Annotated in this window: 10 protein-coding genes; 7 read left to right on the forward strand and 3 right to left on the reverse strand. The window is 47.1% G+C overall.

Annotation, left to right across the window (positions count from 1 at the left end; genetic code table 11):
• Positions 1 to 20: 20 nt before the first annotated feature.
• The 7 genes from ACO1NT_RS13960 to ACO1NT_RS13990 all read left to right on the forward strand — a co-directional run bounded on the left by ACO1NT_RS13960 (position 21) and on the right by ACO1NT_RS13990 (position 10,653).
• Positions 21 to 548 (forward strand): RNA polymerase sigma-70 factor, encoded by a 528-nt coding sequence (locus ACO1NT_RS13960; protein ID WP_449049302.1) that lies wholly within the window; start codon positions 21 to 23, stop codon positions 546 to 548.
• A gap of 94 nt (positions 549 to 642) precedes the next feature.
• Positions 643 to 1,812 (forward strand): FecR family protein, encoded by a 1,170-nt coding sequence (locus ACO1NT_RS13965; protein ID WP_449049304.1) that lies wholly within the window; start codon positions 643 to 645, stop codon positions 1,810 to 1,812.
• Positions 1,813 to 1,966: 154 nt separating this feature from the next.
• Positions 1,967 to 5,380 carry a SusC/RagA family TonB-linked outer membrane protein gene (locus ACO1NT_RS13970; RefSeq protein WP_449049305.1) on the forward strand — a complete coding sequence of 1,138 codons (3,414 nt, stop codon included), beginning with the start codon at positions 1,967 to 1,969 and terminating at the stop codon, positions 5,378 to 5,380.
• A 17-nt stretch (positions 5,381 to 5,397) separates the two neighbouring features.
• The gene (locus tag ACO1NT_RS13975; protein WP_449049307.1) at positions 5,398 to 7,335 is read left to right on the forward strand and encodes a RagB/SusD family nutrient uptake outer membrane protein; all 1,938 of its coding nucleotides are present in this window, start codon (positions 5,398 to 5,400) and stop codon (positions 7,333 to 7,335) included.
• A gap of 18 nt (positions 7,336 to 7,353) precedes the next feature.
• Complete coding sequence (locus tag ACO1NT_RS13980) at positions 7,354 to 8,565, forward strand: DUF4959 domain-containing protein (RefSeq protein WP_449049308.1); 1,212 nt, start codon at positions 7,354 to 7,356, stop codon at positions 8,563 to 8,565.
• 22 nt (positions 8,566 to 8,587) lie between these two features.
• Positions 8,588 to 9,817: a DUF4998 domain-containing protein gene (locus tag ACO1NT_RS13985; protein ID WP_449049310.1), complete on the forward strand. Its 1,230-nt coding sequence runs from the start codon at positions 8,588 to 8,590 to the stop codon at positions 9,815 to 9,817.
• A 134-nt stretch (positions 9,818 to 9,951) separates the two neighbouring features.
• Positions 9,952 to 10,653: a hypothetical protein gene (locus ACO1NT_RS13990; RefSeq protein WP_449049312.1), complete on the forward strand. Its 702-nt coding sequence runs from the start codon at positions 9,952 to 9,954 to the stop codon at positions 10,651 to 10,653.
• A 427-nt stretch (positions 10,654 to 11,080) separates the two neighbouring features.
• On the opposite strand, the gene ACO1NT_RS13995 is transcribed toward ACO1NT_RS13990, so the two are convergent.
• From ACO1NT_RS13995 to ACO1NT_RS14005, 3 genes are read right to left on the reverse strand one after another with little or no spacing between them, the layout of a single operon-like run.
• Entirely contained in the window at positions 11,081 to 11,464 is a 384-nt protein-coding gene (locus ACO1NT_RS13995; protein ID WP_449049314.1) for a type II toxin-antitoxin system VapC family toxin, read from the reverse strand.
• Positions 11,461 to 11,670: a type II toxin-antitoxin system VapB family antitoxin gene (gene vapB, locus ACO1NT_RS14000; protein WP_449049315.1), complete on the reverse strand. Its 210-nt coding sequence runs from the start codon at positions 11,668 to 11,670 to the stop codon at positions 11,461 to 11,463. The genes ACO1NT_RS13995 and vapB overlap by 4 nt, the downstream gene beginning before the upstream one ends.
• Before the next feature lie 54 nt (positions 11,671 to 11,724).
• Entirely contained in the window at positions 11,725 to 11,826 is a 102-nt protein-coding gene (locus tag ACO1NT_RS14005; RefSeq protein WP_449049358.1) for an AraC family transcriptional regulator, read from the reverse strand.
• Between the last annotated feature and the right edge of the window lie 50 nt (positions 11,827 to 11,876).

Here is an 11,876-nt window from a genome sequence, read left to right on the forward strand (position 1 = left end):
TATAAACTTAATTTTGAGCAATGTTATCCAACAAAACGGGAATATCGCAACAGACCTTCAGCGAAATATTTGAAAGGTATTATCGGCCAATTTGCTACTTCGTTTTCCAGCTCGTACGTGATGAACAACAGGCTGAGGATATCGTGGCCGAATGTTTTCAAAAGGTGTGGGCCAACCGGATGAACTTCGAAGAATTACCATCCATAAAGGCCTTTCTGTATAAAGCAGCCAAGAATGCAGCCCTTAATTACTTGAAATCGCTGAAAGTACGGTCAACAGCGCATGACGAAATCCTCTATCTATCTGAACATACCGAGGATTTTATCTTGGCCAAAATGATGAAAGCGCAGCTTCTTAATTATGTTTATGATAAGGTTGAAGAGTTACCGCAAAAAGTCAGGGTCGTCTTCAACCTGATTTACTTCGATGGCCTGTCAACGAAAGAAATTTCCGAAAAACTAAATACCTCCGAGCAAAATGTTCGTAACGCAAAAACCCGGGCGCTCAACTCAATCAAGAAATCGCTGGCACACAAAGGGTTGGTATAGCCAGCTAAAACGTTTTTATTTTTTAACAAAAAAAGTCCGATTGTTTGAGTTGAAATTCCATGTCAGTTGTTATAGCTAATGAAATAGATCAAATATGAACCCGGAATCAGAACGAATAGAAGAATTGTTCAGGTTGTTTATTGACGGTAACCTCACCGAGTTACAGCGGATTGAATTGCAAAGGTATTTACGGAAATACCCGGAATTGAATACGTTGTATACCGAGCTTGGGGATGATGATTCTTTTTTAAGTCGGGAATGGGCTGATTTCGCTAGGTTTGACAAGATAAAACCTAAGGAGATTTCCGATCGAAAAACCTATTTCGCACGTTCTTCGATGCGATTGGTTGCAAGCCTGGCGTTATTCCTTACCGCCTTTGCAGCGTTTTGGCTTTACAAAAGCCATACGCGGGAAATCGACTCGTTGACGCGGACAGAGCGATACAAAAACGACATCCGCGCGGGCTCGAATAAAGCCACGGTTACGTTGGCCGATGGCAGCTTACTGGTTCTGGACGATACCGCAACACGTAATACATCCAAGCGCAGTGGAGTTCCTGGGATTCAACTTTCCGAAGGTCAAATCACCTATTCATCCGGGAAAGAGAACAGATCGGCAGGCTTTAATACCGTTCAGACACCAGAGGGCGGACAGTACCGTGTGGTGTTGCCAGATGGCAGTTCGGCGAGACTAAATGCCGCATCAAGCATTCGATTTCCCGGTTTTTTTGGTCGGAAACAGCGTGCGGTGGAAATACAAGGTGAGGTTTACTTCGACGTTGTTTCAGACAAAGCACGGCCCTTTGTCGTCAACTTGCCGAATGGTGCACAAATAGAGGTGCTGGGAACGTCCTTCAACGTGAAGGCCTATCCGGCCGACACCGTCATCAAAACCACGTTGGATAAAGGCCATGTAAAGTTCAAAGCCGGAGAGGATGCCCTGCTGATAAAGCCCGGCGAACAAATCCAGCAGACGACGCGTGTTTCAAACCCTGTATTGTTGAAATGCAAGGTGGAATCGGATACCGAGACCTCTTGGAAAGACGGCTACTTCAACTTTGAAAATGCAGAGTTGAAAACAATCATGCAGGAGGTTGCCCGGTGGTACGATGTCGATGTTGAATACAAAACGCAGGTTACCGAGCAATTCAGCATACTGATGCTCCCTCGGAGTTTCTCTATTTCGAGGTTGTTGGAGCTGCTGGAGTTGACCGGTCACGTCAAATTTATAATCGATGGGAGGAGGATCACCGTTATGACATAAAATATACGACCATGATAAACCTGGAGAAACCACACCGGGGGCAACCGGTGTGGCTGATTCGTCCAGTTCAGTAACACCTATAAAGCTTTGCGATCACTTTTAGGTTATTGTTATATAGCTAAACGAAATCAAAATTATGCAATTTTTTTCTTTTATGGGGAGAAACAGCGTATCCCCTGTTACTAGTTTTTTACTGCATTTGAAAATCACCGCGTTTTTTATCGTATTCGCTTCCCTTCAAATCCATGCAAAAGGAGTGGCGCAAACCGTTCGCCTGGACATGTCCAACGGTAGTGTAACCGCATTAATTAAAGATATACAGCGGCAAACCGGATACGCCTTTCTGTATAACCGCGATGATATCAAAACGCTCGATGCGATCAGTATTTCCATCGAATCCGATAATATCCGCGAGGTGCTTGCCGAAAGCTTGAAAGGCCTTCCCCTCGACTTTCTGGTGAAGGAAGACGAGAAGGTGGTTATTCTGAAAAGAAACGCCAGTAAAGCAAGCCGGGAGCGGATCCTTGCCAGCTTACGGCAACAATCCACCGTTCAGGGGATTGTCGTCGATACGTCCGGCACCCCGCTTCCCGGCGTAACGGTATCGGTGAAAGATCGGTCGAGTATGGTAACCAGTACCGACCTAAATGGCCGGTATGTATTGGAGATACCGGAAGCTGCGATACTTGTATTTACGATGGTGGGGTATGAAACACAAGAAGTGACCGTAGGAAGCCAACGCGAAATCGATGTGGTGCTCGAAATATCGTCTTCCATGCTTGACGACGTGGTGGTGGTAGGTTTCGGTACACAGAAAAAGAAGGAGGTGGTCGGTTCGGTCACGTCCATTAGCCCCGGTGATCTAAAAGTGCCTTCCAGCAACCTGACCACGGCATTGGCGGGCCAGGCCGCGGGGATCATCGCGTATCAGCGGAGCGGCGAACCGGGGCAAGACAATGCCGATTTCTTTGTCCGGGGGATCACCACCTTTGGAACCAACACCAATCCGTTGATATTGATTGACGGGATCGAACTCTCCGCAAACGACTTGGCTCGCCTGCGCCCAGACGACATTCAAAGCTTCTCCATACTGAAAGATGCCACCGCGACCGCGTTGTATGGCTCCCGTGGCGCAAACGGGGTGATTTTGGTAACGACCAAACAGGGTAAAGAAGGTCCGGCGAAATTCTCCTTCCGCGTTGAGAATTCAATATCGGCTCCCACGCGGACGGTCGATGTGGCCGACCCCGTGACGTATATGAAAATGCACAACGAAGCCATCCTTACCCGCGATCCGGAAGGGAGCATTCTCTATTCGCAGGAAAAGATTGAAATGACCGAGGCTGGCAAGTATCCACTTATCTACCCGGCAAACGACTGGAAAGAAATGCTGTTCAAGGACTATACGATGAATCAGCGCAGCAATGTGAATGTCAGCGGAGGTGGGGGCGTTGCCCGTTACTACGTTGCCGGTTCCTTCAATCGCGATAACGGGATCCTGAATGTCGACAAGCGCAATAATTTCAATAACAACATTGCCATCAATAATTACGACTTGCGTTCGAACGTGAATATTGATCTGACCAAAAACACCGAATTGATCGTACGCTTGAGTGCCAATTTCGAAGAATACAAAGGGCCTATACGTGGGGGGGCCGACATGTATTGGTTAATGGTACATTCCAACCCGGTGCTTTTCCCGGCGTATTACCCGGCCGACGAAGACTTCCAGTATGCGCAACATATTTTGTTCGGCAACTATGACAACAGCAAAATCAACCCCTATGCCGAAATGGTGCGCGGCTACAAAGAGAAGTCGCGTTCGCAGATATTGGCACAGGTCGAGTTGAAGCAGGATTTAGGGTTCCTTACCCAGGGACTGACTGGCAGGGGGATGTTGAATATCAGTCGTTTATCGCAGTTTGCCGTCAATAGGGGTTACAATCCGTTTTTTCATGAAATTAGCAGGTATAACCGGTTAACCGGCGATTATAAGTTAATGGAAACCCATATTGGTACCGAATATTTAGATTACGGCGAATTACCTGGCGAACGGGAACAATATTCCTCATTTTATTTTGAAGGAAGCCTAAATTATGTCCGTGATTTCGGGAAACACAACATCAGCAATATGTGGGTGTTCCAGGCGCGGGAGACCTTGACGGCCAATGCAGGCTCATTGCAATTGTCGCTTCCTTCCAGAAATATCGGTTTGGCTGGACGGACCACCTATTCCTATGACTCCCGTTATTTTGCTGAGTTCAACTTCGGCTATAACGGAAGTGAACGTTTTGAAAAAAGGAATCGGTTTGGCTTTTTCCCCTCGGCGGGTGTCGCTTGGCTCGTCTCCAACGAAAAGTTCTGGGAAGATATCAAACCTGTGGTTAGTAACCTCAAACTACGTTACACCTACGGTTTAATCGGGAACGACCAGATCGGTACAGCCGCTGACCGATTCTTCTACCTTTCCGAAGTGAATATGGACAATGCCGGAAGAAGGGCCATCTTCGGATCAGAATACAATACGGTTTATAATGGCATCACCGTTAACCGATACGCCAACCCCTATATATCTTGGGAAAAATCCTATAAACAGAATTTTGCATTGGAGCTGGGCCTGTGGAATGAACTGAATATCGTTGCCGAATATTTTACGGAAAAAAGGGACAATATCCTGATGACCCGGTCGAGTATTCCCAATACCATGGGGTTGACGGCAACTCCACGGGCCAATGTAGGCGAAGCATCGGGCAAAGGGGTAGATATGATGCTGGAATACCAGAAAAACTGGAACCAGGACTTCTGGTCTTCGGCACGCGCGAATTTCACCTATGCGACCAGCCGATACGATGTGTACGAAGAGCCGGAATACAACGAACCGTGGCGCTCTAGGGTGGGCATGTCCTTGAATCAGGCAACCGGCTATATTGCCGAGCGGCTTTTTGTGGATGATGAGGAAGCGGCCAGTTCGCCACCACAATATATCGGTACGTCTGAATACGGCGGAGGCGATATCAAGTACTTGGATGTAAACCGCGACGGCCAGGTTACCGAAGCCGATCGGGTACCCTTAGGTCATCCTACCGTTCCTGAAATTGTTTATGGGTTCGGGTTCTCAGCTGGATTCAAGGGGTTTGATCTTTCGGTATTTTTCCAAGGGGCAACACGGCAATCGTTTTGGATCGACCCTGCTCTTACAGCCCCATTTATTAATGAGGCCCAAATTCTTCAAGACTATGCCGACAGCTATTGGTCGGAAGAAAACCAAAATGTGTATGCGTTGTGGCCAAGGTTAAGTCCGACGTTGAACTCAAATAATATAACAACAAGCACGTGGTTTATGCGTGATGGAACGTTTCTACGCCTTAAGCAGACCGAGTTGGGTTACACCGTGCCCAATCGGTTAACCGAACGGATAGCGATGAATAATCTCCGGATTTATCTCAGCGGAACCAACCTGCTCGTTTTCAGTAAATTTAAAATGTGGGATGTGGAAATGGCCGGCAACGGGTTGGGATATCCTAACCAGCGGGTGTTTAACATTGGGTTAAATTTTAATTTTAACTAGTTAAGTGAGTAAGCGATATGAAAAGAATAAGAATCATACTATTTGCCGCTATTATGAGCCTGACCGCTGCGTGCGGAGAGTGGCTAGACGTGGTGCCCGACGGGATTGCCACATTGGATATGGCATTCAATTCGAGAACACAAGCCCGTAAGTATTTGGCAACCTGTTATTCGTATATGCCGAAAAACGGCGGGTCAGGTGATCCCACGACCTTAGGGGGGGACGACATATGGACGAGAAGGACCACCCACTTTTCTAACCGTTTTTCCCTCGCTGGTCTGGATATCAGCGAAGGACTGCAAAACGCAGCCAGTCCCGTGTTAGGAAGATGGAGCAGCATGTATGAGGCACTGCGCGTGTGCAATACGTTTCTGGAAAATGTCCATCTCGTTCCAGATCTGTTGGCTTGGGAGCGCGAGCAATGGACGGCAGAAGCCAAAGTGCTAAAGGCCTATTACCATTTTAGTCTGGTACAGATGTACGGCCCGGTACCCCTGATCCGCGAAAATATGCCGGTCGACGCCGACGTGTATGCGGTGAAGGTAGAACGGGCGCCGGTGGATGAATGTTTCAGCTATATCGTGCAATTGCTGGATGAGGCATCCGAAGGGGACCAACTGCCCACGATCGTACTTGATCCGGCAAGCGACTATGGGCGTATTACCAAACCCATCGCACTCTCGCTGAAGGCAAAAGTGCTGGTAACTGCGGCAAGCCCGCTGTTCAACGGTAATAATGATCAGGTAACATTGAAAAACCATGACGGCACCCCGCTGTTCGACACGGAATTCAAAGTCGAAAAATGGGAGGCTGCGGTGGCCGCATGCAGGGAGGCCATTGATATTTGCCATGAGGCGGGGATGATGTTATACAAGTTTGACGATGCCGCTAACCGATACAACGACACCACCGTTTTGAATGTCACCCTCCGGAATGCGTTTAATTCGCGCTCAAGCAGTGAAATTATTTGGGCGAACACACAAATGATTTCCATCCCCAGTAGTGGGGGGATGATCCATGCGTCCATGCCGAAACTGAATCCAGCGTATGTCAATAGCAACGACATTTGCCAGTGGCTGGGTATGCCCATCAAAATAGCGGAAATGTTCTATACCGAAAACGGTGTGCCCCTCGAAGAAGATAATACAAGAAATATCGGCGATCTTTACAACCTGCGAACGGCACAGCCCGAGGATAACCTGTATATCCGGCAGGGTAGAACCACCGTGGATATGCATTTCGACCGTGAGCCCCGTTTTTATGCTTGGGTAGGCTTTGACGGCGGCGTATGGTTCGGCGCGGGGCAATACAACGACAAAGATGCGTCGTCGTTGCGGTACCTGGCCTTTAAAGTAGGCGAAACGGACGGGTCACAGGGACAGGGTAACTGGACCGGTTATCTTCCCAAGAAATTCATCCCGTATGAAGCCCAGTTGAATGCGATCAACAGTATCTCTTCACCGAGCTATGCTTGGCCGGTCATGCGGTTGAGCGATCTGTACCTGTTATATGCCGAAGCAATAAACGAAGCCGAAGGACCTAACGGATCCAATAGCGCAGAATTGTTTAAATACATCGATATGGTCCGCGCCCGTGCTGGCCTGAAAGGCGTGAAGGAATCGTGGGATATGTATACCAATAACCAGAAGTACAATACCCAAGCTGGTATGCGCGGAATCATTCAAAAGGAACGCCTGATTGAGCTTTCGTTCGAAGGGCAACGCTTTTGGGATATACGGCGGTGGAAAACGGCACCGACGGAATACCATACCCCGTTGCAAGGCTGGAACATGATGGTGTCCACCATTGATGGAACGGAAGAAGAAGTGAACCGGATGATGTACCAGCCCCAGCTTTTGTTAGAGCAAAAATTTGGCGTCCGCGACTATTTCTGGCCGATCAGGACCAGCGATATCGACGTGAATCCGAATCTGGTGCAAAATATTGGGTGGTAACCATAAACTTATTACATCATGAACAATCGTATTATATATATCGTTATCTTACTGACATCCATGTTATGGATCAGTTGCAAGGAAGAGGGGCGCATTGATTTTATTGACGATGTCGCACCGGCCCCCGGTCAGGTGACCAATGTAACGGTAGACAATAGACCGGGCGGAGCCGTGTTGCGGTATACCTTGCCCGTAGATAAGAACCTGCTGTATATCCGTGCGGAGTATGAAATTCAAACGGGCGAAATACGGGAAACAAAATCGTCCTATTTCAAAGACTCCCTGGTTTTGAAGGGGTTTGGCGAGCCGGGTGCTTACGACGTTAAACTGTATTCCGTCGGGAAAAATGAAAAAGAATCGGCACCTTTTACGGTGCAAATTAACCCAACGACGGCTCCCGTACAATTGGCGAAGAAAAAGTTCCGGGATACCTTCGGTGGCGTAGCGATCGATTTCGAAAACCCGGAAGAAGAAAACCTGGCCATTGTGTTGCTGGCCGATACGGCCAACCTGGGCTATATGAGTGAGTTGATCACCTATTATACCTCCACGCCCAAAGGGTCATTTACCTATCGCGGTGTTGACGGATTGGATCCCGTTAAACAAGAATTTGCGATGTATATTCGTGACCGGTGGGGTAATTTGTCCGATACGGTAACCGCGGAAGTAACCCCGTGGTTTGAAGAGTTTATCCCCAAATCTACTTGGAACGCTTATACCTTGCCCGGTGACATACCGCCGGTTAATGCAGGTTACCCAACCACCCGAATATGGGATGAGAATTATGATCAGGATGGATTCCATGGCTTGGAAACCCAAATGCTGCCGCATAACATCACATTTGATCTGGGAAGGACCGTCAAATTAAGCCGCTTGAAATACTGGCCGCGTAAGCACGGAGATGACCGGTGGAAGCGGGGGCATGCAAAAGTATTTGAAATATGGGGTTCGGTTTCGCCCAACCCTACGGGCGAACTTGACGACAGTTGGATACCGCTTGGCCGATTTGAGAGCTTGAAGCCCTCGGGGCCGGGAGCACAGATTACCCAGGAAGACATTGCTTTTGCCGATGAAGGCATCGAATTCGAATTCGCCGTGACTGATTTTGCTCCGGATCCGTTCACTCCCATCAGGTATATCAGGTTCAGAACCGTGTCTACTTATGCCAACGCATCATTTTCGACGGTCCACGTCCTGGAATTGAGCTTCTGGGGAGAATTAATCGATTAACGTTAAATCATCAAAATAATTTATGATGAAAAATGCAATATTAGTCATCTTTATCGGGGTCATCGTCGGATTCGCCTCCTGCGATAGCCAGTCGGATATTTACAAGGATTATGTGGTTCCCAACGGACTGGTTTATCCGGGGCCGGCACAGCAACCCATGGTTTCTCCAGGCGATAACCGGATTAAAATATCCTGGCTGCGGGGGACCGATCCCAGAATACAGAAAGCAAGGATATTCTGGAATAACTACACCGACTCGGTGGAGCTGGCGGTCGCTGCCGACCTCGATACGATCAGCTATATTATCGACCCGATCAGCGAAAATACCTATTCGTTTATGATCCATACCTATGACGACGAAGGGAATGAGTCTATCCCTATTGAAGTATTGGGTACGGTGTATGGCGACAGTTATCGGGGCTTGCTGACCAATCGTTTGTTGAAGAGTACCTATTACGATGGGCAGGATCTTAGACTGAATTGGGGAACGGTCGAAAGTTCGGAGGTAGGTATCCATCTGAGCTGGACAGATATAAACGGCAATGCCCAGACCACGGACGTCGATACATCGGAAACTGAGACGCTGCTTCCAAATTTCGACATCGACAAGCCTTTGTCTTATAGCACGGCACATAAACCGGACTCCCTGGCCATCGATGAATTCCAAGCGGCAACGATCGAAAGGATGATCGATCCGGTGTTATTGATCCCGAAGACAACCTGGGGCATAAAGAGTATGCCGGGTGATATGGGTATTAACGGTAGTTATCCCTTAACGAATTTCTGGGACGGAAACACAACCAATTTCATGCACTCGGATGATCCTATAGGCTTACCAGGTACATTTACATGGGATTTGGGGTTGAAAGCGAAACTGACGAAGATGAAGCTTTGGCCGCGTAATAGTAATGACGATCGTTGGAACAGGGGCCATCCGAGGGTGTTTGAAATATATGGGTCTTTGGATCCGAACCCGGATGGCAGTCTGGACGGTAGTTGGACGCTTCTGGGGCATTTCGAATGTGTTCAACCGTCAGGTAATGGTATTGCCGATCCCTGGCAGGCACCTACAGGTGAAGATATCGCCCTTTCTGATAGCGGTTTAGAATTTGAATTTGTACCTAGCGATGGCATCAATCCCGATGTGCCGGTGAGGTACATTAGGTTCAGAAGCCTTGAGCATTTCAACCCGACTCAACCCCCACGTATTTTACTTGCTGAAATTAGTTTCTGGGGAGCATTGGTGAAATAAAACCTGTTTAGAATTTAGAAGAGACCGTCTCAAAATAAAATTTGGGGCGGTTTCTTTTTCTGGAATAACCGCCGGTGAAACAAAAAATTTTTTAACGGGAGTTAAACATTGATTGATAAATTTAAACCATTTAAATGAACAAGGTATTTATTTGTGCGGCATTCGTTATCCTGTGTCTCCCGTGTCTTTCCTTTAGCCAGTCCTATTCGATTGCCGGCACAGTGGAACGCGAGGCATTGCTCGTCTACGGCATTGCCGGAAAATTCTCCTTCCGGCCAGATACGGGTATAGTCAAGGATGTATACAGGACCGAAAGCGGAACGGTCGTTACCAGTTTCTATGTCGGAAGCCCAGAAGATACGTTCAAACTTGGTACTTTTCCTTACGATGACCGAATCGGTATGGATGCTTATTTGCAACGTGTTGTTGAGAAGCCATATTGGTATTTTTTCAATGAATATTTTATCGTTGACGGTGTATCTCATTTGGGAGAAGAACAATTTTATCGGTACATCCAATATAACCCAGCGCCTAAGAATACCGATGCTCCTTCTTTCGATATGGGAGTTTTGAGAGACGAAAATAGACACTATGTTTGGACGGACGAAAAAAGAGTGGGTAAATTCTGGAAGCTTAAAGGGGAATGGGAACATTTTATTGTCCCATACAAATTCCGCTTTTTCCAACTTGTATCGCCCGAAGCCTTAATTTTCGACCATTACGATATCTATGTATTGAAACGCGTTATCAGCTTGGAGGAAATTGACAAACCATTCGCCGAAAATGACAAATCCAAGATTATCATGGATCATGTGCCTGTTTTTATCGGTAATTAAATTTTGAATAATGCACAACGGGTTTACTGATTAATATCTTTTGCCGAACAAACAACCTCATGATTGCAACAAATAATACACCCACCTCCCCGTACTGTTCTTCCCGATTCCGATCGGAGTATGCGTACGCTTATTAATCTCACGGATCGCACTGGCAATAAACACGGGTTTGATATGGCCGTCGAAGTGGGCGCTACATTTGCGGTACAACTCCAACACAGATACCGATGTTCATCAGCAGGAGGTAATACCCGCCGTTTCTGCTGCTCATGTGTGTTGCCATCGCTACTTTCATAGTAGCAAAGTTAATGATGGTTTACGGCCCAAAAGTTGACCCAAACTGTGCCAATATTTGACAGTTTTGTAGGCAGCAAATGGCTTGTCGTGGATAATAAAGTGAAGATGAAGCGGTTCAGTCGGAGTCAGGTTACCAAAGCAGGTTTACCTCGTATTGTGGAAATTTTTCGTCTTTGGTGACGATAGATAAATCGTCGGCAATGGCCTGGCCGATAATCATCCGGTCGAAAGGGTCATAATGATGAAAAGGTAAAGAGGTGGCTCTCAGGATATGATTCACGTTGATAGGCAAGATCTCGAATCCGGACTGTTCGACGATCTCGAAAATGGTTACAATTGGTTTTTTGAAATCCAATCGTCCAAGGGAGTTTTTTATGGCCATCTCCCAATAAGTCGCTAGACTAACGAAGCAATTGTTCTCGGGAAACTCAATCAATGACCGTGTTTTCGCTGGTAGTCTATGGTTATCGGTGATGTACCAAATCAAAGCATGTGTATCCAGCAAAAGGTTCATTTCGTATAATCCTCAAAACCAGGTAATGGATCATCAAAATCTGATTTCATTACAATCAATCCTTTAGCCTTCCCAGCCATCCTTGGCGTCACCTTGTTTTTTTTTTGCTTCGATTTATATATAAGGAAATCGATGAAATCAGCAACCTCGCCCTTGAGTGATGAGGGGAGGCTTGACAACTTCGTGTATAATTGCACGTCTGACATGGCACTAATTATTTGTTATCACAAAAATAGCCTAAAAATCATTAATTTACAACTCTATACCTTTGATCTGTCCAACGCCTTAATGTACGCCCGTGGCGATTGTCCGTACTGTTTTTTAAACTGCTTGCTGAAAACGCTGGTCTCGGCATAGCCGATGGCCTGGGCACTGCAGCGATGGCGTCGCTAAAATAAGCGAGGCTGCCTTC

This window comes from Parapedobacter sp. (assembly GCF_053550995.1).